The organism is Salidesulfovibrio onnuriiensis (assembly GCF_008001235.1).
Lineage (GTDB): Bacteria > Desulfobacterota > Desulfovibrionia > Desulfovibrionales > Desulfovibrionaceae > Pseudodesulfovibrio > Pseudodesulfovibrio onnuriiensis.
Genome location: NZ_CP040751.1, coordinates 2,016,956 through 2,040,312, shown reverse-complemented (window position 1 = coordinate 2,040,312; position 23,357 = coordinate 2,016,956). Strand labels below are relative to the sequence as shown.

The 23,357-nt window shown below is 61.8% G+C and carries 24 protein-coding genes; 8 read left to right on the top strand and 16 right to left on the bottom strand.

The features are described 5' to 3' along the window. Window positions 1-8: 8 nt before the first annotated feature. Window positions 9-995, top strand: coding sequence for a 2-hydroxyacid dehydrogenase (locus tag FGL65_RS09235; RefSeq protein WP_147820926.1), 987 nt, complete (start codon window positions 9-11; stop codon window positions 993-995). A 69-nt stretch (window positions 996-1,064) separates the two neighbouring features. Here FGL65_RS09235 and FGL65_RS09230 read toward each other — a convergent pair whose 3' ends face one another. Continuing rightward, window positions 1,065-1,952: a LysR family transcriptional regulator gene (locus FGL65_RS09230; protein WP_187170334.1), complete on the bottom strand. Its 888-nt coding sequence runs from the start codon at window positions 1,950-1,952 to the stop codon at window positions 1,065-1,067. Window positions 1,953-2,080: 128 nt separating this feature from the next. Between FGL65_RS09230 and FGL65_RS09225 the strand changes: the two genes are divergently transcribed. After that, a complete protein-coding gene (locus FGL65_RS09225) occupies window positions 2,081-2,530 on the top strand; it encodes a C-GCAxxG-C-C family protein (protein ID WP_147820924.1) in 450 nt (149 codons plus the stop codon). Window positions 2,531-2,555: 25 nt separating this feature from the next. Here FGL65_RS09225 and FGL65_RS09220 read toward each other — a convergent pair whose 3' ends face one another. Further along, window positions 2,556-3,836, bottom strand: coding sequence for a DUF401 family protein (locus tag FGL65_RS09220; protein WP_147820923.1), 1,281 nt, complete (start codon window positions 3,834-3,836; stop codon window positions 2,556-2,558). A 160-nt stretch (window positions 3,837-3,996) separates the two neighbouring features. Here FGL65_RS09220 and FGL65_RS09215 point away from each other — a divergent pair, with 160 nt between their 5' ends. Continuing rightward, the gene (locus FGL65_RS09215) at window positions 3,997-4,452 is read left to right on the top strand and encodes a hypothetical protein (RefSeq protein WP_147820922.1); all 456 of its coding nucleotides are present in this window, start codon (window positions 3,997-3,999) and stop codon (window positions 4,450-4,452) included. Between the two features lie 103 nt (window positions 4,453-4,555). Here FGL65_RS09215 and FGL65_RS09210 read toward each other — a convergent pair whose 3' ends face one another. The 4 genes from FGL65_RS09210 to FGL65_RS09195 all read right to left on the bottom strand — a co-directional run bounded on the left by FGL65_RS09210 (window position 4,556) and on the right by FGL65_RS09195 (window position 9,368). Then, entirely contained in the window at window positions 4,556-6,289 is a 1,734-nt protein-coding gene (locus FGL65_RS09210) for an ABC transporter substrate-binding protein (protein WP_187170333.1), read from the bottom strand. 315 nt (window positions 6,290-6,604) lie between these two features. Then, window positions 6,605-7,876 (bottom strand): Y-family DNA polymerase, encoded by a 1,272-nt coding sequence (locus FGL65_RS09205; RefSeq protein ID WP_147820920.1) that lies wholly within the window; start codon window positions 7,874-7,876, stop codon window positions 6,605-6,607. 9 nt (window positions 7,877-7,885) lie between these two features. Further along, on the bottom strand, window positions 7,886-8,338 hold the full coding sequence (locus FGL65_RS09200) for a LexA family protein (RefSeq protein WP_147820919.1): 453 nt from the start codon (window positions 8,336-8,338) through the stop codon (window positions 7,886-7,888). A 79-nt stretch (window positions 8,339-8,417) separates the two neighbouring features. Then, entirely contained in the window at window positions 8,418-9,368 is a 951-nt protein-coding gene (locus FGL65_RS09195; RefSeq protein WP_250645445.1) for a phosphotransferase enzyme family protein, read from the bottom strand. Between the two features lie 195 nt (window positions 9,369-9,563). Here FGL65_RS09195 and FGL65_RS09190 point away from each other — a divergent pair, with 195 nt between their 5' ends. Genes FGL65_RS09190 through FGL65_RS09180 form a run of 3 tightly spaced genes read left to right on the top strand, consistent with a single transcriptional unit; the run spans window position 9,564 to window position 11,615 of the window. Further along, complete coding sequence (locus FGL65_RS09190; protein WP_147820918.1) at window positions 9,564-10,721, top strand: pyridoxal phosphate-dependent aminotransferase; 1,158 nt, start codon at window positions 9,564-9,566, stop codon at window positions 10,719-10,721. A gap of 9 nt (window positions 10,722-10,730) precedes the next feature. Further along, window positions 10,731-11,066: a TraR/DksA family transcriptional regulator gene (locus tag FGL65_RS09185; protein ID WP_147820917.1), complete on the top strand. Its 336-nt coding sequence runs from the start codon at window positions 10,731-10,733 to the stop codon at window positions 11,064-11,066. Window positions 11,067-11,078: 12 nt separating this feature from the next. Next, window positions 11,079-11,615, top strand: a complete 537-nt coding sequence (locus FGL65_RS09180) for a hypothetical protein (protein ID WP_147820916.1) — start codon at window positions 11,079-11,081, stop codon at window positions 11,613-11,615. Window positions 11,616-11,627: 12 nt separating this feature from the next. Here the strand turns inward: FGL65_RS09180 and recJ are convergent, their stop codons facing one another. The 8 genes from recJ to mtaB all read right to left on the bottom strand — a co-directional run bounded on the left by recJ (window position 11,628) and on the right by mtaB (window position 19,013). After that, on the bottom strand, window positions 11,628-13,334 hold the full coding sequence (gene recJ, locus FGL65_RS09175) for a single-stranded-DNA-specific exonuclease RecJ (protein WP_147820915.1): 1,707 nt from the start codon (window positions 13,332-13,334) through the stop codon (window positions 11,628-11,630). Window positions 13,335-13,359: 25 nt separating this feature from the next. After that, complete coding sequence (locus FGL65_RS09170) at window positions 13,360-14,220, bottom strand: HDOD domain-containing protein (RefSeq protein WP_147820914.1); 861 nt, start codon at window positions 14,218-14,220, stop codon at window positions 13,360-13,362. Between the two features lie 42 nt (window positions 14,221-14,262). After that, a complete protein-coding gene (locus FGL65_RS09165; RefSeq protein ID WP_250645444.1) occupies window positions 14,263-15,126 on the bottom strand; it encodes a tetratricopeptide repeat protein in 864 nt (287 codons plus the stop codon). 17 nt (window positions 15,127-15,143) lie between these two features. Then, window positions 15,144-15,857 carry an orotidine-5'-phosphate decarboxylase gene (gene pyrF, locus FGL65_RS09160; protein ID WP_147820913.1) on the bottom strand — a complete coding sequence of 238 codons (714 nt, stop codon included), beginning with the start codon at window positions 15,855-15,857 and terminating at the stop codon, window positions 15,144-15,146. Then, a complete protein-coding gene (gmk, locus tag FGL65_RS09155) occupies window positions 15,850-16,491 on the bottom strand; it encodes a guanylate kinase (RefSeq protein ID WP_147820912.1) in 642 nt (213 codons plus the stop codon). Before gmk ends, pyrF begins: the two co-directional genes overlap by 8 nt. Next, a complete protein-coding gene (locus tag FGL65_RS09150; RefSeq protein ID WP_147820911.1) occupies window positions 16,491-16,745 on the bottom strand; it encodes a DUF370 domain-containing protein in 255 nt (84 codons plus the stop codon). The genes gmk and FGL65_RS09150 overlap by 1 nt, the downstream gene beginning before the upstream one ends. A 9-nt stretch (window positions 16,746-16,754) precedes the next feature. Beyond that, window positions 16,755-17,636 (bottom strand): YicC/YloC family endoribonuclease, encoded by an 882-nt coding sequence (locus FGL65_RS09145; RefSeq protein WP_147820910.1) that lies wholly within the window; start codon window positions 17,634-17,636, stop codon window positions 16,755-16,757. A gap of 87 nt (window positions 17,637-17,723) precedes the next feature. Continuing rightward, window positions 17,724-19,013 carry a tRNA (N(6)-L-threonylcarbamoyladenosine(37)-C(2))-methylthiotransferase MtaB gene (gene mtaB, locus FGL65_RS09140; protein ID WP_147820909.1) on the bottom strand — a complete coding sequence of 430 codons (1,290 nt, stop codon included), beginning with the start codon at window positions 19,011-19,013 and terminating at the stop codon, window positions 17,724-17,726. A 107-nt stretch (window positions 19,014-19,120) separates the two neighbouring features. Between mtaB and FGL65_RS09135 the strand changes: the two genes are divergently transcribed. Continuing rightward, window positions 19,121-19,627 (top strand): tetratricopeptide repeat protein, encoded by a 507-nt coding sequence (locus FGL65_RS09135; protein WP_147820908.1) that lies wholly within the window; start codon window positions 19,121-19,123, stop codon window positions 19,625-19,627. Here FGL65_RS09135 and mnmA read toward each other — a convergent pair whose 3' ends face one another. After that, window positions 19,628-20,683, bottom strand: coding sequence for a tRNA 2-thiouridine(34) synthase MnmA (gene mnmA / locus FGL65_RS09130; RefSeq protein ID WP_250645443.1), 1,056 nt, complete (start codon window positions 20,681-20,683; stop codon window positions 19,628-19,630). A 139-nt stretch (window positions 20,684-20,822) separates the two neighbouring features. Here mnmA and FGL65_RS09125 point away from each other — a divergent pair, with 139 nt between their 5' ends. Then, window positions 20,823-22,580, top strand: coding sequence for a dipeptidase (locus FGL65_RS09125; protein ID WP_147820906.1), 1,758 nt, complete (start codon window positions 20,823-20,825; stop codon window positions 22,578-22,580). A 120-nt stretch (window positions 22,581-22,700) separates the two neighbouring features. Here the strand turns inward: FGL65_RS09125 and FGL65_RS09120 are convergent, their stop codons facing one another. Beyond that, window positions 22,701-23,342, bottom strand: a complete 642-nt coding sequence (locus FGL65_RS09120; protein WP_147820905.1) for a peroxiredoxin — start codon at window positions 23,340-23,342, stop codon at window positions 22,701-22,703. Window positions 23,343-23,357 lie beyond the last annotated feature (15 nt).

Sequence of the window (23,357 nt, the reverse complement as noted above, 5' to 3'; positions counted from 1 at the left end):
AGCACCCCATGAAACAATACAAGGTATACGTCACCCGGATGATCCCGCAAAAGGGAATAGACCTGCTTGAAAGCGTGGCGGACGTGACCGTCAATCCCTACGACGCCCCCCTGCCCGGAAACGAACTGCTGCGCGAAATGAAGGCCGGCGGCTATGACGGCGTGCTGGGCCTTCTCACCGACAGGATCGACGGAGAATTCTTCGACGCCTGCCAAAGCCTCAAGGGCTATGCGAACTACGCCGTGGGCTACGACAACATCGACGTTCCCGAGGCCACCCGGCGCGGCATCCCGGTCTCGAACACGCCGGGCGTGCTCACGGACGCCACCGCGGAATGCGCCTGGGCGCTCCTGTTCGCCACGGCCCGCAGGGTGGTGGAGGCGGACAGGGTCATGCGTTCCGGAGTCTGGGAGGGCTGGGGGCCCCTGCAATTCATCGGCGGGGACATCAGGGGCAAGACCCTGGGCATTGTCGGCGCGGGACGCATCGGCACGGCCACCGCGCTCATGTCCCGGGGCTTCGGCATGAAGGTGCTCTACACCAGTTCCTCCAACCGCAGGAACAAAGTGCTCGACGCAGAGCTGAACGCCGAGTTGGTGCCCTTCGAGGAACTGCTGGAGCGATCGGACTTTGTTTCCATCCACACGCCCCTCACCCCGGGCACCAGGCACCTGTTCGACAGCGCAGCATTCTCGCGCATGAAGAAGACCGCCTATCTCATCAACACGGCGCGCGGCCCGGTCATCAGGGAAGACGATCTGGTCAGAGCGCTCAAGTCAGGGGAAATCGCCGGGGCGGGCCTGGATGTCTTCGAGAACGAGCCCGCCATGGCTCCGGGCCTTGCGGGGCTCGACAACGTGATCGTCCTGCCCCACGTGGGCTCTGCCACCCATTCCTCCAGAAACGGCATGGCCCAGCTTGCCGCGCGCAATCTTATCGCCATGCTCAAGGGCGACAGGCCGGAAACCTGCCTCAACCCGGAGTTGTTCGAGTAATAAGAAAACACAAGGTTGAGCAGGGAGCCGAGAGCCCCACAAAAAACACCGTGCGCCGCCGCGTTATCCTCAGTCTGTGCTGAAAGTCTTTTCCACCCGATCCATGAAAGATCTCAGCACGGGCGACCGCCACTTTTCACTATGCCAGATCATAATGATGCTGGTTTCATTGTAGTCGCCGGTCCATGGCAACTCCACATACCGGCCCGAAGCCAGGTCCGCGCGAATGGTTCTCTCGGGAATGATGGTGAAGCCCATGGCCCGATCCAGGCAGGCCTTGAGCACGCGCAGGTTGGAAAACTGCAGCAGGTCGGTCGAGACTCCCCCGTCCCGCAGCAGAGCCTCAAAGGGCTTGCGGTAGCGGCAATCCGCCCGGCACATGAGCCGGGTCTCCCCTTCCATGTCCTCCGGGCGTACTTCCGAAAGTCCTGCCAACCGATGCCCAGGCGACGCGGCGAGCACCAACCGCTCGGTGCCGAGCATACGCACATTCACGTGGTCCATGGTCACGTCGTCGGTCATGAGAAAGGCCAGGTCAATGGCTCCGGTGTTCAACTCCTCGCGCAGCCCGCTGTCGTCGCAAGGGATAAAGGTAACCCGCACTCGCGGGTATTCCTTATGAAACTCCTCCAGCACCGGCACCAGATGAAAGGCGCTCAAGGTTTCGGGCACCCGCATGGTCAGGCTGCCCCGCGCCTCGCCGGACTCCGCCACTTCTGCCCGGATTTCCTCGGTCATGTCCAGCATGCGTCTGGCGTATCCCCACAATCGTTCTCCGGCTTCAGTGAGCACGATTCGTTTGCCGATTCGGTCGAAAAGCTTCACACCCAGATCATCCTCAAGAGCCTGGATCTGGGCCGAAACCGAAGACTGCGCATAGTGCAACTCCACAGACGCACGGGTAAAATTGAGATGCCGAGCCACCACGGAGAATGTTTTCAAATGCCTGAATTCCACTGTTCCCCCTAAGTCGATCATCGGTGCTGACGATTGCTATCCTCGAAAATATCCATTGGACCCGATTGATAGCAGTTTATTATCGTTAAATTCGATCAGTCAACATACCAATTTCTCAAGGAGACAAAATGAACGAGGCAGCAAAAAGAACACTTAAATATTTCGACGGCACCTACCACTGCGCCGAGTCGGTCGCCTGCGGAACTGCCGAGGCGATCGGACTGGAGGACCCGCACGGACTGGCCCGTTGTGCAGCGGCTTTCGGCGGCGGCGTCGGCAAAACCGAGCAGGAAATGTGCGGGGCCCTGGCCGGGGCTCTCATGGTGCTGGGACGAATGGAAGGCCGTACCGCTCCGAGTCCGGGCTGGCAGGAACTGGCCGACCGTGCGGCCGAGTTCCGCGAACAATTCGAAATGATGCACGGCAGCACCCAGTGCCAGGCCCTGCTCGACAGCATGGGAGAACAAAACGGCATGGACAAATGCCGAGCACTAGCCGCCAACACAGCGACGCTTCTCATGGACATGCTCCGGCAGCCCAAAACATGCAAAATCCAAGCGGCAAACGACTGCTGCTGAGAAAGGGGAGCCTTGCTCCCCTTTCTCATTTCAATATCCAGAACCAGGCCACGCCGCAGGAGATCAGCAGCAGGCAAGGCACGACCACCCTGCGCCAGGCGGCCGCCAGGTTCACGCCGAAGTATTCGCAGGTAAGGATGAAGCAGATGTGGATGGGCGAGATCATGACCCCGGCGAACCCGCAGAACGAGCCCAGCACCACATAGGGAATGAGCTGGTCCTGCATGTTCAGGGTCTGCAGCACGCCGATAAGCAGCGGGAAGGTTGCGCCCACAAAGGCCACGTTGATGCCCGAGACCATGCCCACCAGAAACGGCAGGAACACGGCCGAGGCCAGCAGCGCGGCCTCCCCGCCCGCGGCCCGGGCCATGGCGTCCACCACGTGGGCCGCGTGCATGACGTCCTTGAACACGAAAATGGAGACAATGACGAAAAGCATGGAGTGCAGGCCCTTCTTGGCCAGCACACTCTTGAGAAATCCTGTTCCCAGCCGGTTCTGGGCCATGATGCAGCCGATGGCCGCCACCAGGGCGGCAATGACGCCCAGTTCGAACGGCAGCCAGGGAAGGAACGAGGCGATCACGCCCTCCAGTCCCAGACCGCCCACGATGGCGATGACCAGCGGCAGCCCTTCCACCACGGCCCTGCGCCAGTCGCGCCCGTTCTCCGAATCCTCGGCCACCAGCTGTTCTGCGGGCAGCACTCCCGGCCGCAAAAAGAAGATCCAGCCCAGGGTCATCATGATGGGCAGCCCCAGCCCGGTGCGGGAGATGATGCTCAGGATGGGCAGGTCCGCCAGGGCCGCGGTCAGGATCATGCCCGGATATAGGGGCCAGGCCAGCTCCCAGATATGCCGGAACCAGTAGTTGAGCGTGGCGCGGTCCATGTCGCCGATGTCCATGCGTTCGGACACGGACTTGAGCATGGGCGCGGAAAAGATGGCCCCGCCCGGCATGGGCAGCAGTCCTATGAGGGCCGGGAAAAAGGCCAAGCGCAGACGCGGGCTTTTCAGGTACCCGGAAATGGCATCCATGAGCCGCCGGGATTGGCCTGAACGCTCCAGGGCGTCGGACAGGATAAGGATCAGCCCCACGATGGCCGCAAGGAGCAGGAACTTTTCCTGGACCAGGGCCACAGCCCCGGCTTCGGCCCATTGCAGCGGCCCGAGTCCGAACATGAACCCCAGGGCCAGGCTGCCCAGCAGGATGGACAAACCCAGGCCGATCTTGAAGCGGATACCCGCGAGCATGACGGAGAACGCGGCAAGAACCTTGATGAACGGAAGCGAAGTGGCGAGCAGTTCCATGATAGATTCCTCGATAGAAAGTGGATATCAGCCGCTTACGACAATTTGGCGTGGAAGGGAATCCGATTTTTGTAATGCCTGCAATCGAGTTTCGCGAACCTTGCCCGCCGGGCCGCAATGGGCTACGTTCTGGCCCGAATTAATCCAAGGAGAGTCGCCCATGAGTGAACAGATCTACCGCGAACACATCCGCTCCACCATCCTGGCCAAAGTCGAGGAACAGGACGAGGCCAGGCGCAAGGAAGCCCTGGTGGAATTCATGTCCGTCACCGGCACCGCGCCCAGCGAGGAACTGACCGACAAGGTGGCCGAGATGATCCCGCCCATCATGCACGAGCTGTATGAAAAATGGATCGCCCTCTTCATAGACCGGCTCTTCGAAACCGCCCCCCACGACGCCATCTGCCTGCTCTGCGACGGCACCGAGCAGAACAGCGCCGCCCTGCTGCTGGCCTACATCATGTTCCTGGAATCCGCGCGCATGGAGAAACAGATCCAACAGGACCTGAACCAATACGGCATGCACATGACCGGCTCGGACGAGATGGGCGACCTAGCCTCCTCCTACATCCGGGCGCGTCTTGCAAAAATCGCTGAAGACGCCAACAAGAAATAGTTGGACCGCACCAAACCGCACGTTTGCTTTGTCGCTTCAAAAAAACAAAAGGCCGGAGTCGTCATGACCCCCGGCCTTTTAATTGTTCGCGTTTAGGGACAGCCTATTTCCTTAACTCGTAGAACTTCTCCATGGCGTCGGTGGTCATGGGATGCGGGACATAGCCCTGCACCCAGGAACGGTAGGCGCGGAACTGGGTGGGCTGGAACAGCGGAATGCCCAGTGCCTTTTCATAGTAGACGTCCTGAAGCCGCTCGTAGATGGTCCGCCGTTCGTCCGGGTCCACCACGGCAATGCCCTTCTCGATGAGCGCGTCCACTTCATCGTCGTGCAGGCTGGAGGCCTTGCCGTAGGCGCCCATGGAGTGCATGAACGGCTGGGCAAAGTTGTGCGGGTCGGGATAGTCCGCGCCCCAACCGGTGATGAAGATGGGAAACACGCGCTGGCGGTACAGGGAATTGAAGTCCTTGAGGGACACGTCCAGCACTTCCACCTTGAACTTGGGGTTCAGGGAATTCATGTTCTCGGCCAGCATCAGGGCTGCGGCCTCGCAGGTGGTCTTGCCCGAGAAGTAGATGATGTTCATCTTGAAGCCCTTTTCCCAGACCTTGCCGCCAAAGGCCTTTTTCATGTATTCGGCGGCCTTTTCCAGGTCGAACCCGTGCACGGGCACGTCCTTGTGATAGGGCAGGCCCTCGATGACGGGGCTGGTGGGCAGGATGGTCCGCCCCTCGAACACGTCCTGCTTGTAGGTCTCGCGGTCGAAACAATGGGCAAAGGCCTTGCGCACGTTGACGTCCGCAAGGAAGTCGTGCGGAATTCCCTGGCCGTCCAGCTTGCCGCTGCCGCTGTAGGGATTGCCCTTGGCAACCACATCCTGATTCAGGAAGGCCGCGAACATGGTCAATTCCGGAGACTGGAAAAACGCCACGTCCTGCATGTCCATGGCCTCGGAGACATAGGTGTCGTCCACCTGGGCGCGGTCAACGTCCCCGTTCTGGAGCATGAGCTTGCGCGTGGACCACTCGTTGACGATCTGATAGACGGCCGTTTTCACCTCGGGCCTGTCTCCCCAGTAGTTGTCGTTGCGGGTAAAGACCATGCGAACGCTGGGCTCCCACTCGGCCAGCCTGTAAGGGCCGGTGCCGTTGACCTTGTGGTGCAGTGGTTCGCTGCCCACGTTGGGGTTGTTGTACTTGGCCGCGTTGGCCACGGTGCCGTCCCAGCAGCCGTTCTCGATGGCCCATTCCTTGTCGATGATGTAGCCGTTGGAATAGCACAGGATGGCCAGGAACGGGGGGAACGGGCGGTCCAGCTTGATGGACACGGTATCGCCCTTGACCGTGACGGCCTTGTCGATGCGTTCGGCAACGCCGGGGATCATCTTGCCGTCGTCGCCCCGGGTGGAGCCGATATCGAACAGGGCCTCCAGCAGCATCCATGACGGACCGCCGTTCTGGTCGATGATCATGGCCCGCTTGAGCGTGTAGGCCACGTCTTCCGGGGTCAGGTCGTTGCCGTTGTGAAACTTGACGCCCTTGCGGATCTTGAAGGTATAGACCGTGCCGTCCCCGGAAATACCGCCATTGGCCTTGGTGGGGACCTCGGTGGCCAGCACGGGCACGAACTCGTCCGTGGTCGATCCCTTGAAAAAGATAAGCGGCTCGTAAATGTTCTGGATCTTGCCGAAGGCCGTGGAACTGTAGCAGGTGCCCGGATCGAGCGTGATGGTGGTGTTGGCGTGGACCACGGTGAGGGTGTCCGGATTCTTCACCGAGGCGAAAGCGGAGCCCGCCGCCAGCAGCAGACAGACAAGCACAAGAGCAAAGCGTTTCATGATTCCTCCCTGAATGTTCGTGAACAGGTCCTCCGGCCCTCCCATGGCGGTGGGCGAAAACCGGAAGCGACAATCTTGCGGCGCAGCTACCCCCTTTTGATCTTCACCGCCCGGCCTGTTTTTCCGGCGCACCAATCCTGACCAAAATTCCGTTGAATTTTGTTCGAAGAAACCGTTCTTTTTCGAAGATTGGACGGAAAAATCATGCCATCACATATGGCGGCATTAGATTTATCGACTTTGCCGTACTCATAGCGCGGCCACCACCTTGTTGCAACCGGTTTTACAATTCCATGCACTCCCCACGCCAAGCGATCACGCCCGCACCACGGGCAGCTCGGCCCATGCAGTGGTGTACCGGGGCGAACGCCTCTCCCGGCGCATGCGCCAGTCCCGCTTCAGGCCCGAGGCCGCGAACAGCACGGTATCCCGTCCCCAGCGGGCGTTGATGCCGTCCAGCGCCCTCATGAGCGGGCCGTCCTGCGGACGGTCGTCCGGAGGCAGCTCCAGCAGGCTCAGCCAGCGGCCATGGGCCGGTTCCAGACCCGAAAGCATGACCCCGCCCTTCTTGTAGGAATACCCGTCGCGCCAGATGCGCTCCAGGAGCTGGTGCGCGGCCCGGATCAGGGTGGGCGTATGCATGGTGGCCGGGTGCACGGGCGCGTATTCGGAGTTGGAGTACTGGGGAAGGTTGGCGATGAACTTGTTGGTGTGCAGGAAGACCATGATCCCGGACGCGGTGGACCGCTGGCGGCGCAGCTTCTCGGCCGCCCGGGTCACGTAGCAGGCCACGGCCTCGCGCATGTCGTCCAGGGTCTTCACGGGCCTGCCGAAGGACCGGGAAGAGACAATGTTCTTCTTGGGTGCCGGGCAGTTGTCCAGGCCGAAGCACGGCATGCCGCGCAGTTCCAGCAGGGTGTGCAGGCCAGTGACGGACATTTTCCTACGGACCCAGTCGCGGTCCAGGTCCCGGAACTCCCGGGCCGTGTTCACGCCCATGGCGCGCAACCGTTTGGCATGCTTTCGCCCGATGCCCCAGACATCGCCCACGTCCGTCCAGTCCAGCACCAGATCGGGATCCGGCGATGCACCGAAGTCGAACACGCCCCGGCAACGGGCCTGTTTCTTGGCGAACCGGTTGGCCACCTTGGCCAGGGTCTTGGTGGGGCCGATGCCTATGGACACAGGGATTCCGGTCCACTGACAGACTGTGGCGCGCAGCCGCCGGGCATACTGCAATGCCCCCCCCGGCACGCCGGAAAGGTCGGCAAAGGCCTCGTCGATGGAATAGATCTCCAGGCGCGGCACAAACCGGTCCAGCACCCGCATGACCCGCGCGGACATGTCGCCGTACAGCGCGTAATTGGAGGAAAAGGCCTCCACCCCGCACCGCTCCAGCTGCGCCCGGCACTTGAAGTACGGCGCGCCCATGGGAATGCCCGCGGCCTTGGCCTCGGCGGACCGGGCAATGATGCAGCCGTCGTTGTTGGAGAGCACCACGATGGGCGTATCCCGCAGGTCCGGCCGGAACACCCGCTCGCAGGAGGCATAGAAGTTGTTGCAGTCCACCAGGGCGAACTTTGCCATGCCCTCCCCCTACGACTGGAGTGAATGGATCACGTGCAGCACCACGCCCCAGATTTCAAACTCCGAATCCGGGGTGACGGCAATGGGATCGTAACCGGGATTTTCGGCCATCAGGAGAGGCGGCCCGTCCGGCCGCAGCCGGAGCCGCTTGACCGTGAAGTCGTTGCTCACCGAGGCAATGACCACGCTGTTGTTGCGCGGGGTCAGGGAACGGTCCACCACCAGGATATCGCCGTCGTGAATCCCCGCACCGAGCATGGAATCGCCGGACACGCGCACGAAATAGGTGGCCTCGGGCCGTTGCACCAGAAGCTCGTGCAGGTCCAGGGTCCGCTCCAGATACTCCTCGGCGGGCGAGGGAAACCCCGCGGCCACACGGCCGCCCGCCAGACGCACCAGCCGTTCGCGCGGGACGGGCTTGCCCAGCACGCAAGAGTGTTCACATTGCTTGAAAGAAATCATGGCTCAAATCCGCATTGTTAATTTAAACAATACAAATTTGAGCCACGGCTTCTATTTTGTCAATTTAAATAAAACAAAATCATGTCATGCGGGATCGCCACATGCGACCGAGGGATTCCAAATTGCGGGCCAGCAAGGTCATGTAGTCCAGCTCCAGTTCCTGCATTTCCGCATCCTTGCGGCGCAGCCATTCGGACATCCAGGCAAAGCGCAATCCAAGAAGCAGATGCGGCAGAAAACCGAAACTGACCTCGTCCAGCAATCCGGCCCCGTGCATTTTTCCCAGCATGGCCGGGGCCAGCCCGTTGCCCAGGGCCTGCGGGTCCTCGATGCCCACGCAGCCCAGGCAGTTGGCCGCATCATAGAGCACGGGCCGTTGCCCGGCAAACTCCCAATCGATGACCGCGGCCACGTCCATGCCCTTCCAGATGACGTTCAGGGGGTGGAAGTCGCCATGGCACAGGCAGCGCGGCAGGTCGCCCCAGGCCTCGAACAACGGGGCCAGCGCCTCACGGATGGGCGCGAGTTCGCGGTGCAGCTCGGGCTTGCGGGTCCCGAGGGTGTCCATAAGTTCGTCGGCATAGGCGGGCAGGTCAAAATCCGGCTCCTGGTCGAACTCGCGGATGCCCGCCCCTTCCCGGCGCAGGGCAATGAGAAAATCGGCCAGGGCCTCGCCGCGCTCCGGGTGATCCACGAAATCCGGCTGGGGCAGGGGATCGCCCGGCACATACGGGGCAAGCTGCCAGTGGTAGTTGTTTTCCCGCACCACAAACCCGCCGTCCGGGCCGGGCCGGTAGTAAAGCACGGGCAGACCCGCATCCCGCAGCACGGACAGGGCGCGGCCAATACGCTCGCGACGCTCGTGCTGGCTCGGGAAAAGCCGCTCCAAAACCCAGAAGCTGCCGTCCCCGTCCTCCACCACATGACGCTGCACGCAACGCTCGGAGCTGCCGGGGACGAATATGTCGGAACGGAGCCGATCGGAATCGATCTCCCACATTTTCAATACAGTACGAAAGCCGTCTTCCAATCGAACCTCCTGATTGCGGCGGTCGTGCCGCAGTCTGTCTTGCCCTGCCCGGCCAGCGAAAACGCTCCGGAGGGCTCTGGAGAAACGCCCTTTGGCGCAAGGGTTTCATTCCTCGATAAAGTCGGATAAAATATGTTCCCAACAGGCTCGCGCTTCGCGGGCCCTTTTTCTGATCAAACCAGCAGGATGATACCCATGACCTTGAAGGTGAGCAACCGGCGTGGGCTCGTGGCCCAGTCGGAAATCCGCAACATGTCCATAGAATGCGCCCGGGTGAAGGGCGTGAACCTGGCCCAGGGCGTCTGCGACATGCCCGTGCCCGAACCGGTCATCGCCGGGGCCGAGGCGGCCTTTGCCAAGGGCGTGAACACCTATACCCGCTTTGACGGGCGCTACGAGCTGCGCCGGGCCATTGCCGAAAAGCACCGGCGCGCCACCGGGCGCGAGACCGACCCCGACAAACAGGTGGTGGTCAGCAACGGGGCCACCGGCGCGTTCTACTGCGCCTGTCTGGCCCTCCTCAACGAGGGCGACGAGGCCATTGTTTTCGAGCCGTCCTACGGCTACCACCTGATCACCTTCGCCAGCCTGGGCATCACGCCCCGCTACGTAACCCTTTCGCCGCCGGACTGGAAATTCACCGCGCAGCAGCTTGAGGACGCGGTTTCCGAACGCACCCGCGTGCTGGTGCTCAACACGCCCTCCAACCCCTGCGGCAAGGTCTTCAGCCGGGAGGAACTGCAACTCATTGCCGATTTTGCCGAGGCGCACGACCTGTTCGTATTCACGGACGAAATCTACGAGTACTTCCTCTACGACGGGCGCGAACACATTCCCCTGGCGTCCCTTCCCGGCATGGAGCGGCGCACCATCACCATTTCTGGCTTTTCCAAGATCTTCTCCATCACGGGCTGGCGGCTGGGCTATTGCGTGTGCGACCCGCAGTGGGCCCTGGCCATCGGGCACTTCAACGATCTGGTCTACGTCTGCGCCCCGGCCCCGCTCCAGCTCGGAGCCGCGCGCGGCCTGGACGAACTGGAAAGCGACTATTACGCGGGGGTCGCCCGGGACCACCAGATGAAGCGGGACCTGTTCTGCGCCGCCCTGGCCGAGGTCGGCCTGACGCCCCACGTACCGCAGGGAGCCTATTACGCCCTGGCCGACATCTCCTCCCTGCCCGGCGGCACGGCCAAGGAGCGGGCCATGTTCCTGCTCCACAAGACCGGCGTGGCCTGCGTGCCCGGCAGCGCCTTCTATGCCGACGACACCGGCGAAACCCTGGCGCGATTCTGCTACGGCCGGGAAATGGATGTCCTCACCGAGGCCTGCAACCGACTCAAGAGACTGAAATAGCGAGAAATCATGACCGAGAATCAGAAAAAGCAATTCAAGGAAGCAGTGGCCAGGGAAATGGAAGAAATCCGGGCGGAAATCCCCCGCCTGGAGGAACAATGCAAGCCCGTGGCGCCGGACGCGTCCCTGGGGCGGCTGACCCGCATGGACAACATCGTCAATCAGTCCGTGGCCCAGAAGCAGCTTTCCCACCTCAAGACCCGCCTGCTCAGGCTGGAGGCGGCCCTCAGGAACGTGGACGAGGATCCGGACTTCGGCCTGTGCCTGGAGTGCGGCGACCCCATCCCCATGGCCCGGCTCCTGGCCATGCCCGAAAGCGAACTCTGCGTGGAGTGCGCGGAGTAATAGGTTTTCACTATGAATGAAACTAAACTGACGAATCACTACACCGTAGCAGATTGCAAAAAAGCACTTAAATCTGACGATAAAGAAAAAATAGCTGAGCTGATTTATCAAAGATTTCAAGAACGGTTCATTAGTCCACTTGACTCCATTCCTAAAGAGAAAAAACATGGTTTTTGTATCGTTGCTATTTGCTGCTTACTGATAGAATCACTTTGGGCTTTTAAACAAGGTGACATAACAACCAAAGACAAGGCTTTTAAAGAATACTTTCTACATAGCAGTCGTCTTTCGCCTCTAGCTGATGATAAACTTGATTTTTATCATAACATACGGTGTAGCATTTTACATCAAGCAGAGACTGGCGGTGGATGGAAAATCAGGCGATCTGGAAAATTGTGCGACAGAACAGCCAAAACAATAAACGCAACAAAATTACTCAGCAGTCTAAAAAAAGAACTTAATGATTATCGTGAAGAAATAAAAAAAGACATCAAGACATGGGAAAACGCAAAGAAAAAACTAATGTATATTTGTAGCATTAGCGATTAAAATAATTATAATCTATTCGTTCCAGTCCCGAACGCGCAGCTCGATGCGCGGCACCCCGCTGAAGCGGTCGATCTTGGGGGAAAACGCGAAACGCATGACCCGACCCTTGTTGTCGGGCGTGAGCTCGGAGGCCATGCGCCAGGCCTTGCCCGGGAGCATGGCATTGGTCTCGGCGTCTGCCAGGGTCAGCTTCACATGCTCCCTTTCCCGCCCGAACGCGGAGCACTCCTGCACGGTAACCGGCGGCGAAATGAACACGGGCTCGGGATTGCCCAGCCCGAAGGGCTGCAACAGCTCCAGCTCCCGCAGCAGGGTGTAGTCGATCTCCCGGAAGGGCAGGACGCGGTCCACCTTGATGGACGGCCTGAGCGGGATATCGCCCAGCTCCGCCGCCACGACCTCGTTGAAACGGCGCTTCAGTTCGTCCAGGTTGCCCGCATCCAGGGAAAGCCCGGCCGCCTGTTTGTGCCCGCCGAAACCCAGCAGCATGTCGCTCAGTTCCTTGAGCCCGTCATGGAGATGAAATTCGCTGATGCTGCGTCCCGAGCCCTTGACGACCCCATCCTCGCCCTTGCACAGGATCAGGGTGGGCTTGTAGAACTTCTCGGAGACGCGCGAGGCCACGATGCCGATGATGCCCGGGTGCCAATGCTCGGCATAGAGCACCAGGCCCACGCGGTGCGCCTGCAGCTCGGCCTGATGCATAGCCTCCTCGGCGATCTCGGCCTCCTGCCTGCGGCGCTCGGTGTTGGCCATGTCCAATTCCTGGGCATAGGGCATGGCCTCGTCAACGGAACCGGCCAGCAGCAATTTCAGGGCCTTTTCCGGGTCGCCCAGCCTGCCCGCGGCATTGATGCGCGGGGCAAGGTTGAAACCGATCTGCCCCGCCCCGAGCTCGGCGAACTGGTCGTAGTCGCTGGCAAGCTTCAGGGCGGCCATGCCCGGCCGTCCGGCGTCCTTGATCTTCAGCAGCCCGTTCTTGACCAGAATGCGGTTCTGCCCCGTGAGGCTGACCACGTCGGCGATGGTGCCCAGGGCCACCAGGTCCAGTAGGTCGCGGACGTCCACGTGTTCCCAGCCCATGAGGCGGCGCAGCCGGACCACGAGCATGAAGGCCACGCCCACCCCGGCCAGATCCGCGCACTCATGGCAGGATTCGTCCAGGCGCGGGTCGCAGATGGCGTCCGCGGGGGGCAGGGTCTCGGGCGGCAGGTGATGGTCCGTGACCACCACGGTCATGCCCAGCTCCTTGGCCCGGGCAATGGGCTCAAGGTCGGAGATGCCGCAGTCAACGGTGAGCAGTAGTTCCACGCCCTCTTCGGCCAGGGCCTCCACGCCCTGCACGTTCATACCGTAGCCCTCCCTGAGACGGTTGGGCAGGTGGTGCAGGGCCTCCACGCCGCACTGGCGCAGGAAATCCTTAACCACGGCCGTGGAGGTGATGCCGTCCACGTCGTAGTCGCCCCAGACGGCCAGCTTGCGGCCCTGCCGGAGCCCCTCGGCCAGCACGTCGGCGGCCCGTTCCAGGCCGGGGATGGTGACGGGGTCGGCCAAGTGCCGCAGCATGGGGCTCAGAAAGCGGTCCATGTCGGACCGGGATTGCAGGCCCCGGCTCCAGAGAATCTCGGCTATGAGCGAGGATACGTTCAGTTCATCGGCAAAGGCGGCAACGGACGAGGGAACATCCTCGTCGCTACGCATGATCCAGCGACAGGGCAATGAAAACTCCTTGAAAAAAGAAAGGCTAGGAACAAACCATGGTCAGGAAGTGGTCCACGGCGTCGGACTCCATCAGCTCCTCGGCCATGTCCATGATGTCCTGCACGTCCACCTCGAACTCGCCGCACATGTCCGAGACTTCGCCGAGACACTCCTCTTTCTTGTCCAGGCAATGCACCAGGGCGTCGGCAAGGCAGATGATGGAGGCAGCGCTCTGCTGCTCCGGGGCCAGGGCCGGGGAATGGTGCCAGTTGACCGGCTCCACCAGATCGGGCGGCAGGTCCCAGTACTTGAGCAGCAGGGATCCGACCACGGCGTGGTCCAGCCCCCAGTACTCGTCCTCGGCCTCGCTGTCCGTGCACTCGTTTTCCTCGCGGATGGCGTATATGCCTTCCCAGTCCTCGGGACGCTTGAGGGCCACGATGAGCTTGCCGATGTCATGCAGCAGCCCTGCGGTGAACAGGGTTCCGGGGTTGCCCTCGCCCACTTCGCGGCTGAGGGCCTGGGCGACGATGGCCACCAGGAACTGGTGCCTCCAGTATTCGGCCAGCTCGAAATGCTCGGGCAGCTTGAATTTTTCCGTGAGCCGGTTGATGCCGAGAGAAAGGACGATGTTGCGGATTTCCGCCAGCCCCAGCACGGCTGCGGCGCGGCCCACCGAGGCGACCTCGGCCTGGAGCCCGTAATAGGCCGAGTTGGCGAGGCTCAGGACACGGGTGGTCAGGCCCTGGTCCTGGCTCATGGTCTTGGCGATATCTTCCAGCGAGGACACGGAATCGCTGCCGGTCTGCTCGAAAAGCTTCTTGAGCAGGCCGGGCGAAAACGGCAGATCCTCGCGCAGCTTGGGCAACTCTTGAAGAAAATCCTGAACGCGCTCCTGATACATGTTCCCTCCCCATGGCGGTCCGGCTGAAATGCAGATGAACGGCTAGAATTCCAGATTGATGTCCTCGTCCTTTTCGACTTTCCGCGACTGTTTTTCCGGCTTGGAGGCCTTGGCCCCGCCGCCACCGGGCAACATGTTGTTCTTCTTGAGGTAGGTCATGAACATGACGCTTTCTTCCATGTGCGGATTCAGTTCCAGGCTCTTCTTGAGGTAGGTGATGCAACTGTCCAGATCACCTTTCTCGAAATAGACGCGGGCAATGTTGTGAAAGAGATTCTCGTCGTCCTCCACCAGCCCTTCGGCGCGCAGGTAGTATTCCAGGGCCTGATCGTACATGCTGTTCTTGCGCAGGTTGATGCCGAAGTCGTTGAAGAGGTGCTTGTGCTCCTCCTCGAAGGCGGCCTCCAGGTTCACCAGCCGCTTGAAGATGTCGTTGGCCTTGGTCTGCTCGCCCCGGTCCAGATAGGTCAGGCCCAGGCCGAAGTTGGCGCGCACGTTGTCCTCGTCAATGGCCGTGGCCTGCTTGAACTCGAACTCGGCGCTATAGGCCGCGCCGCGCGCACGGTGCTTTTCCCCGCGCACGATGGTCTCATTGAGCTCCTGCATCTTGGGAAACACGGTGCTGACGTAGAACTCGGGTTCCGGATTGAACTTGGCCAGAAAATCCTCGCGCGTCACTTCGCGCTTGGGGCCGGAGGGGATGTAGTTGACGTTCAGAGGCTGCACCTCCACGTTGCCGTCATCCCTTTCCTCGCAGTGCCAGAAGGTCTTCTGGATGGTCTTGCGCTGGGTTGTCCCGGTGCCCACCTTGACCACGGACTGGGTGGAAAAAACCCCTTTGATCTTTTCCTGGCCAAGCCCCGCGATCTTTTTGGCATCGCCCTGCATCGGGTCATGATCCGTCATGTATTCCTGCTCCGTGACTAGGCTTGAAGCATTTCCCGGGCTATCGACTCGGCGGCCCGTTTCGGGTCGTCCGCGCCGGTGACCGGCCTGCCCACAACAAGGAAGTCCGAGCCGAAGCGGACGGCCTGGGACGGCGTCACCACGCGTCTCTGGTCGTCGCCTCCGACAACCGCGCCCTTGTCCGCGGGCCTGATGCCGGGGGTCAGGCAGTAAAAACCACCGCCGCAACGCCCTTTGATCCGTTCGGCCTCAAGAGCCGAACAAACCACTCCACTTAGGCCATACTGCTTGGCTTTCACAGCCAGGTCAAGGGCCAAATCTCCAGGTTCCGGAGCGTTTTCCAGGGGGATGTCCCCCTTGCCCACGCTGGTTAACACGGTCACGGCCAACAGGATGGGAGCCTCTTGTCCGGGAACCAGACCCAGGTCGCGGCCCTCCAGCGCCCCTTCGGCCATGCGACGGCCGCCAATGGCGTGGATGTTGACCATATCGGCGCCCAGGCGGGTTGCGGAGCGGACCGCGCCTTTCACCGTGTTGGGAATGTCGTGGAACTTGAGATCGAGAAAGACCTTGAAACCAAGCTCCTTGAGGTCCGTGACCATGCGCGGGCCTTCGGCCGTGAACAGTTCCAGGCCCACCTTGACCCAGGGAACAGCGCCCACCAGGTTCCGGGCCATGGTCATGGCCCCTGCCGCATCGGGATAATCGAGGGCTATGACCAGCTCAGCCATTGTCCCTCCAGGAATTGATCATGTTTTCCACCATTTCCGGACGCAGGCCCGGGGTGTTGCAGCCGGCGTGATACACGGCCTTGAGGTCCTCGAAGGCCTGGTCCAGGTCGTCGTTGACCACCCAGTAGTCGAATTCCCCGGCCTGCTTGAGTTCGCCCAGGGCGTTCTCCATGCGGCGCACGATGGATTCCTCGGAGTCCGTGCCCCGGCCGCGCAGGCGGCGTTCCAGCTCGGCCTTGGAGGGCGGCAGCAGGTACACGAAAATCCCCGTGGGAAAGGCCTTGCGCAGCTGCAGGGCGCCCTGCACGTCGATGTCGAAGAGAATATCCTTGCCCTCGGCCAGCATGTCGTGGATGGGCTGGATGGCCGTGCCGTAGAAATTGCCGTGGACCTCGGCCCATTCCGCGAATTCACCGCGCGAGCGCATGGCGATGAACTTGTCGCGGCTCACGAAGTGGTATTCGCGGCCGTCCCGCTCCTGCCCGCGGGGGGCGCGGGTGGTGTAGGAAATGGAAAAACCGAAGTTGGCAATCTCCTCGCGAAGTCGGCTGATCAGGGTGGATTTTCCGGTGCCACTGGGGGCGCAGACCACCATGATCAGCCCGTGTCGGGGATATTTCCTGTCATCCCCCATTAGTCGACCTCATCCGAGCTGAAACGTTGACCGATGGTTTCCGCCTGGATGGCCGACAGGATGACGTGGTTGGAGTCCGTGACGATGATGGCCCTGGTCTTGCGGCCCTGGGTGGCGTCGATGAGCCGCCCTTCCTGGCGCGCGTCCTCGCGGAGCCTGCGCATGGGGGCCGAGGTGGGGTTGACGATGGTCACGACCCGGCCGCTGACCACGAAATTGCCGAAACCGATATTCAGAAGTCCTTGTTTCTGCATGGGAAGCTCCTACTCTATATTCTGCACCTGTTCGCGGCATTTTTCCAGTTCCGCCTTGAAATCCACCACCAGTCCGCTGACCTCGGTATCCTGGGCCTTGTTGCCGCAGGTATTGATCTCGCGGAAGGTCTCCTGCAACAGGAAGTCGAGCTTCTTGCCCGCGTCCTTGTCCTTGCCGAGCACCTCTTCCAGCCGGTCCAGGTGGGTGGCCAGACGGGTCAGTTCCTCGGACACGTCGAGCTTGTCCGTAAGAATGGCAATTTCCTGGAGCATGCGGTCTTCATTGTATTCCGCGCCCACGGCTTCCATGATCTCACGGATGCGGTCGCGCAGGGCCTGACGCCTGATTTCCAGCACTTCCGGAATCCTGACGGCAATGCGTTCGGACAGGCCGCGCAGCACCGTAACCCGCTCCAGCAGGTCCCGGGTCATGGCCTCGCCCTCGACCTTGCGGGATTCCTTCCAGTTGCGGAGAGCGCCTTCCAGGCCGGCGGTCAGGCTCTTGGCCAACCCCGGCTCGGGTTCGCTGTTGGTGTCCTTCCACAGGGAAGACATGCCCAGGATCTTGTTGAAATCCGGAACAAAGGTCGCGCCGTACTGTCCGGCCAGGGCTTCCATCTGCCCGATCATGGACTTGGCCAGCGGCTCGTTGAAGGCCACTCCCAGTTCCTCGGCGCTGAGCATTTCCAGGTTCAGGGAAACATCCACCCGGCCTCGTGAGGCGTACTTGCGCACCACCTTTTCCCAGCCGTTCTCCAGGGAACGGACCGTGTAGGGCAGCCGCCATTTCACATCCAGGAACCGGCCGTTGACGCTGCGGATTTCCCAGACATGGGCCCAGCTGTCCTCATTGGTTTCAAATCGACCGTAACCGGTCATACTTACTGGCATAGGGTATATCCTTCTCTTTTCTTGACCTGTTTTGTATACGAGGCTCGACTCTTTGTCAGCCTCCCGCGAAATTCTTTTCCGCCCGCCTCACTCCACGGGCTCGCAGCGGACCACATCCCGCCCCGCCATTCCCACAGGGCGGCAACGCACCAGGGACTTGGGCGCAATGGGACCGGCAGGCTCCACCTGGCAGGCCGCATAGTATTCACTGACGCCCTTTCCGGTCTCGTCCTGCACCAGCACGGCGAGCTCGTCCATGGCGAGCAGCTTCTTGAGGAACGCCTTTTTCTTGCCGGAAACCAGCTTGCGCAACCGCGCGGCCCGTTCCTTCTTGACCTCGGGCGGAAGCTGGCCATCCATGTCCGCGGCCTTGGTTCCGGGACGGGGCGAATAGGGAAACACGTGCCCGTAGGTCAAGGGCAGTTCCGCGCAAAACTCCATGGTGGTTTCGAATTCCTCGTCGGTCTCGCCGGGAAAACCCACCAGCAGGTCCGCGCCCAGCCCGAATTCCGGCCAGAAGGCGCGCAGCTCCCGGCAGAAATCCAGGGCCTGTTGGGGCTTGTAATGCCCGCGCCCCATGCGTTTCAGCACGCTCGGACTGCCGCTTTGCAGGGAAATATGCAGCTGGGGACAGACCAGTTTGGATCCGCCCAGCACCTCCAGGGCCCGGGCGTCGAGCTGTCCCGGCTCCAGGGAGGAAATGCGGAAACGGGCCCGCCCGGCCCAGCGGGGCGCGAATTCCTGCTCCAGCCTGTGAACCACGTCCCAGAAGCTCGGCTTGCCGTCCAGGTCGCGCCCGAACTGGCGCAGGTTCACCCCGGAAAGGATCATTTCCCGGAACCCGGCGTCCAGCAGGCGGCCCACCTCGGCCGCGATCTCGTCCACCGGCCGGCTGACGCTGCGGCCACGGGCCAGGGGCACGATGCAGAAGGTGCAAAAATGGGAACAGCCGTCCTGAACCTTTACCACGGGGCGCGAACGATGATATCCGGCAATGCTGAACGGCGCGAACGGCGTGGCTGGTTTACGGCCCGAGGAGTCCGGGCCTTCCAGCAGGCCGGATTTCTCCTCCTGGGGAATGACCCGCACCACGCCCGGCAGCTGCGCCAGCTCTTCGGGCATGATCTGCGCCGCGCACCCGGTGATGATGATCCCGGCGGCGGGATTGTCGCGATGGTATTTCCTGACGCTGCGGCGCAGGTCGCGCACGGCATTGGCCGTCACCGCGCAGGAATTGATCAGGATGAGATCGGCCGCAAGGGGATCCAGGGTTTCCATGGCCTGCGAACCGGCCTTTCCGGCCCAGGCCTCGGCAATGGCCCTGGTTTCATACTGGTTTATCTTGCAGCCAAGGGTGGCGGTGTAAAATTCAATCATGTATCGTCTTGGTATTACGGCCTTGCGGCCTCTGTCTTGCAACGTCTTCGGACCATGAACGATGGTCTGAGAGGGAGCTACCCATTTAACAGGTTCCGGTCAAGAACATGCACAAAGCATCATTTTTCCCGCTGCTGCTCCTGATGGCGGCGCTGTGCGCCTGCACGGTCTCCTCCGCCGGCGTCGGCGTGGGGCGCGGCTCGGGCGTGGCCATGATCTCGGTCTACAACGACTTCCTGTACAGCGGGCCGTCCAAGGCCTACCAAAACAACAGGGAAGGCCTGCGCCAGTTCAAGGCCGGGAAATACACGGATGCGGCCAACACCTTCCAGCGCACCCTGGACAGCTACCCCGGCAATCCGGACGCCTCCTACTTCCTGGGGCTTTCGCTCATCGGCATGGGCGACCGGGAACAGGGGTTCGACACGCTGGTCAGGTTCCGCGACCCATGGCGCTACCGCGTGGCCGGGGAAATCACATGGTGGGCGGGCTACCTGCGCAAGCGCCCCCACCTGACCGACCAGGAAATATTCAACACCATGAAGCGCATCCGGGGCGAGGCCTACAACCAGTACCTCATGGAAAGCAGGGACAGCCTGCTCTGGTTCCGCTGATCACAGGGCCCGCTCGATGAGCCCGCCGCCGAGCACCGCGCCGTCGTCCGTATACACGGCGGCGACCTGTCCGGGAGTGGGCCGGGAATGCGGCTCAATGAAATGCAGCTCCAGCCTGTCGCCGCTCACGCTGAAACGGCTGGGCTTGGCCTGCTGGCGATAGCGGGTCTGCACCTGCACCACCTCGGGCCACTGCCCGGGGGCGACCATAAAATTCAAGTCCCGCACCAGGCACCCCGGCGAATCCAGTCCGCTCCGGGGTCCCACCACGAGGGCGTTGCCGGCAACGTCCTTGTCCAGCACGTAAAGCGGCTCCTGCCAGGCAATGCCCAGGCCGCGCCGCTGGCCCTGGGTGTGCCGCCAAAGCCCCTTGTGCCGTCCCACCTGGGTGCCGTCCTCCAGGACGATGGGACCGGGGCCGGGCAAGTTGCCCCGCGTTTCCAGAAAGGCCTGGTAGTCGTCGTCCGGGATGAAGCAGATCTCCTGGCTTTCCTTGGGCAGCGGCGGTTCGAGCCCGTACTTGCCGAGCAGGTCCATGACGTCCTTCTTGTAGGTCCGGGCCAGGGGAAAATACGCCCTGCGCAGCCGGTCCACGGGCACCAGGGAGAGGAAATAGCTCTGATCCTTGGAACGGTCCTGGCCGCGCACCAGCAGCCGTCCCATGCCCGGCCGCTCCTCCAGGTCCGCGTAGTGGCCGGTGGCCATGGAGTCGGCCCCCAGCTCCCGGACGCGGTCGAACAGAAGGCCGAACTTGATCTCTGGATTGCAGACCGCACAGGGGTTGGGCGTAAGCCCCGCCCGGTAATCGGCGGCAAAGCGTTCCACCACGCAGCGCTCGAACTCCGCGTGCAGGTCCAGGGCGTGAAAGGGCACGCCCAGCTTGGCGCAGTTGCGGGAAAGGCCCTCGCGCACCACGTCCCAGCCCGGGCCGGGCGGAAGCAGGTGCCCATGCACAGCCATGATGTCGCGCCCCTGCTCCCTGAGCAGGCAAAGGGCCAGCAGGCTGTCCATGCCGCCGCTCACGGCAACGGCAACGGTTTCGGTTCCTGAAATCATGGGCAGCACCATGTCACTTCGCGCCCCGAAGGGCAAGCCTCGGGCACGGGCCTGCCTGCGGCAAATAATAATGCACACCCGCCGACAAACACCCTATATTCGCAAACGATTGAACGTCACCCATAATGCGGAGGAAACCATGAAAGGCTCCAGACTGTTCCTGCTGGCACTGACAATCGTGCTGTTCGCGAGCTCGTCGGCGCTCTGCTGCACCACCATGATCATTACCAAGGGGGCCAGCGCAGACGGCTCCATGATGGTGGCCCATTCGGACGACGACGAACTGGGCGACCAGCGGCTCATCTACGTCCCGCCCCACAAGCAGGAAGGAAGCCGGCAGATCTTCCCCGAAAGCTACCGCTACCCCCGCATTTCCACCACGGAGCGCGGGCCGGGCTACGACACGGGCAAGCCCTACACCACGCCCCTGTACGAACTGCCGTACAAGGACATCTGGGCCATCCTGGGCAAGACGGTGCCCACCTCCTACGGCTACTACGACGGCGCATACGGCATCATGAACGAGCACAACCTCATGTTCGGCGAATGCACCAACGGAGCCAACTTCGAGCCCAGGCCCAACGGCACGGGCAAGGGCACCCTGCGCATCTTCTACAGTTCGGAACTTTCGCGCATCGCCCTGGAAAACTGCAAGACCGCCCGCGACGCCATCAAGCTCATGGGCGGGCTCATCGACAAATACGGCTACTACTCCACGGGCGAGACCCTGCTGGTGGCGGACAAGGACGAGGCCTGGGTCTTCGAGATGTGCGCGCTGCCCAACAAGAGCAACCATTCCGCCTGGGTGGCCCAGCGCGTGCCCGACGGCATGATCTTCGTGGCGGCCAACGAATTCCGCATCCGCGACATCGACCTGGCCGACACCAAGCACAAGAACTTCTGCTGGTCCAAGCACCTGGTGCAGGGCCTCAAGGACGCCAAGTACTGGGACGGCAAAAGCAAGCTGGACTGGCTGCGCGCGGTGAGCCCCGGGGAATACAACCACCCCTACTACTCCCTGCGCCGCGTCTGGCGCGTGCAGGATAGGGTCAACCCGAGCCTGGGCCTGAGCCCCTGGGCCGAGGACGGCTACACCACGCAGTATCCCTTTGCCCTGGCCCCGCAGCGCAAGCTGCACGTGCGCGACGTGTTCTCGCTCTACCGCGACCACTACGAAGGCACCCAGTTCGACCTGACCAAGGGCGTTGCCGCCGGGCCCTACGGCGACCCGCACCGCTTCGTGGGCCCCTATGACGGCCCGCAGAACGACGTAGGCGGCGGCAAGAAGATGTACGGCGCATGGGAGCGGGCCATCTCGGTCTTCTACCAGGGCTATACCTTTGTCTGCCAGTGGCGTCCCGACGCACCCGAGCTGACGCAGGGCGTGCTCTGGTACGGCCCGGACGTTTCCTACACCACCTGCTTCGCGCCCTTCTTCTCCAAGGCCCTGGGCCTGAACAAGGCCTATTCCACGGGCTCGCCCCAGAAGCTGGACCGCAGCTCGGCATGGTGGGCCTTCGACTACGTGAACAGCTTCTCGCGCCTCAACTTCCAGCTGATCACCAAGAGCGACGTCCTGCCGCTGCAACGAAAATTGGAGTGGGAATCCATGCGCTTTGTACGCCAGATGGACAAAAAGGTGCAGGGCACGCCGGAGCAGGCCGCACGCCTCATGCTGGCCAAGCGGGCCACGGACAATTCCAACCGCATTCTCGAAGCGTGGTGGGACATGGGCGATACCATCATCGCCAAGTACGCGGACGGCTACATCAACCTGCCGGACGGCCGTTACTCATCGCCGCCGCCCAGCACCATGCCCATCGAGATCGGCTATCCCGCGTCCTGGCTGGACGTGACCAACTACAAGGACGGCCCGACCACCTACGACATGAAGTAGCCACACTCTCCTCAAAACTCAAAGCCCCTGACAGGAAATCCTGTCAGGGGCTTTTCTCCAAAAAGTTCTGGATGGGGGTCTGGGGGAAACCTCTTTCAAGAGGTTTCCCCCAGTGTTTTCCTACAATTCCTTGTGGCAGAACCACCAGTCGAAGCCTTCATGTTCCTGAAGGCGCTTCTTGGCGCTTTCCACGTCCTTGGCGGGCGGAATGATGACCCGCTTCTTGATGAGCTCGTTTTCGGGCCAGCCTGCCGGGATGGCCACGCCGTGGGCGTCCGAGGTCTGCATGCCCTTCACGGCGCGCAGGATCTCGTCCATGTTGCGGCCCAGTTCCTGCGGATAGTAGAAGATGATACGCACGGTTCCCTTGTCGTCCACGATGAACACGGCGCGGACGGTATTGGTGCCCTTGCCCGGATGGATCATGCCCATGGCCTTGGCCACGTTGCCCATGTCGTCGGCAATGACCGGGAACTCGATCTCGACGCCGAGTTTTTCCTTGATCCACTCCATCCACTTGATGTGCGAGAAGACCTGGTCGATGGACAGGCCCACGAGCTCGCAATTGAGCTTGCGGAACTCATCGTAGCGCTTCTGGAAGGCCACGAACTCGGTGGTGCACACGGGGGTGTAGTCGGCCGGGTGCGAGAAGAGCACGAACCACTTGCCCGCCATGTCGTCAGGCAAGGTCATTTCGCCGTGGGTGGTGGTCACTTTCAAAGTGGGCAGACGATCGCCGATAAGAGGGAAACTGGTTTCCATGTTTTGTCTCCTTTC

What these genes read in the sequence shown, in the direction of transcription:
- FGL65_RS09235 (WP_147820926.1), top strand. Translation starts at nt 9, where the DNA reads ATGAAACAATACAAGGTATACGTCACCCGGATGATCCCGCAAAAGGGA.
- FGL65_RS09225 (WP_147820924.1), top strand. Translation starts at nt 2,081, where the DNA reads ATGAACGAGGCAGCAAAAAGAACACTTAAATATTTCGACGGCACCTAC.
- FGL65_RS09220 (WP_147820923.1), bottom strand. Translation starts at nt 3,836, where the DNA reads ATGGAACTGCTCGCCACTTCGCTTCCGTTCATCAAGGTTCTTGCCGCG.
- FGL65_RS09215 (WP_147820922.1), top strand. Translation starts at nt 3,997, where the DNA reads ATGAGTGAACAGATCTACCGCGAACACATCCGCTCCACCATCCTGGCC.
- FGL65_RS09210 (WP_187170333.1), bottom strand. Translation starts at nt 6,289, where the DNA reads ATGAAACGCTTTGCTCTTGTGCTTGTCTGTCTGCTGCTGGCGGCGGGC.
- FGL65_RS09205 (WP_147820920.1), bottom strand. Translation starts at nt 7,876, where the DNA reads ATGGCAAAGTTCGCCCTGGTGGACTGCAACAACTTCTATGCCTCCTGC.
- FGL65_RS09200 (WP_147820919.1), bottom strand. Translation starts at nt 8,338, where the DNA reads ATGATTTCTTTCAAGCAATGTGAACACTCTTGCGTGCTGGGCAAGCCC.
- FGL65_RS09190 (WP_147820918.1), top strand. Translation starts at nt 9,564, where the DNA reads ATGACCTTGAAGGTGAGCAACCGGCGTGGGCTCGTGGCCCAGTCGGAA.
- FGL65_RS09185 (WP_147820917.1), top strand. Translation starts at nt 10,731, where the DNA reads ATGACCGAGAATCAGAAAAAGCAATTCAAGGAAGCAGTGGCCAGGGAA.
- FGL65_RS09180 (WP_147820916.1), top strand. Translation starts at nt 11,079, where the DNA reads ATGAATGAAACTAAACTGACGAATCACTACACCGTAGCAGATTGCAAA.
- FGL65_RS09170 (WP_147820914.1), bottom strand. Translation starts at nt 14,220, where the DNA reads ATGTATCAGGAGCGCGTTCAGGATTTTCTTCAAGAGTTGCCCAAGCTG.
- FGL65_RS09165 (WP_250645444.1), bottom strand. Translation starts at nt 15,126, where the DNA reads ATGACGGATCATGACCCGATGCAGGGCGATGCCAAAAAGATCGCGGGG.
- pyrF (WP_147820913.1), bottom strand. Translation starts at nt 15,857, where the DNA reads ATGGCTGAGCTGGTCATAGCCCTCGATTATCCCGATGCGGCAGGGGCC.
- gmk (WP_147820912.1), bottom strand. Translation starts at nt 16,491, where the DNA reads ATGGGGGATGACAGGAAATATCCCCGACACGGGCTGATCATGGTGGTC.
- FGL65_RS09150 (WP_147820911.1), bottom strand. Translation starts at nt 16,745, where the DNA reads ATGCAGAAACAAGGACTTCTGAATATCGGTTTCGGCAATTTCGTGGTC.
- FGL65_RS09145 (WP_147820910.1), bottom strand. Translation starts at nt 17,636, where the DNA reads ATGCCAGTAAGTATGACCGGTTACGGTCGATTTGAAACCAATGAGGAC.
- mtaB (WP_147820909.1), bottom strand. Translation starts at nt 19,013, where the DNA reads ATGATTGAATTTTACACCGCCACCCTTGGCTGCAAGATAAACCAGTAT.
- FGL65_RS09135 (WP_147820908.1), top strand. Translation starts at nt 19,121, where the DNA reads ATGCACAAAGCATCATTTTTCCCGCTGCTGCTCCTGATGGCGGCGCTG.
- mnmA (WP_250645443.1), bottom strand. Translation starts at nt 20,683, where the DNA reads ATGATTTCAGGAACCGAAACCGTTGCCGTTGCCGTGAGCGGCGGCATG.
- FGL65_RS09125 (WP_147820906.1), top strand. Translation starts at nt 20,823, where the DNA reads ATGAAAGGCTCCAGACTGTTCCTGCTGGCACTGACAATCGTGCTGTTC.
- FGL65_RS09120 (WP_147820905.1), bottom strand. Translation starts at nt 23,342, where the DNA reads ATGGAAACCAGTTTCCCTCTTATCGGCGATCGTCTGCCCACTTTGAAA.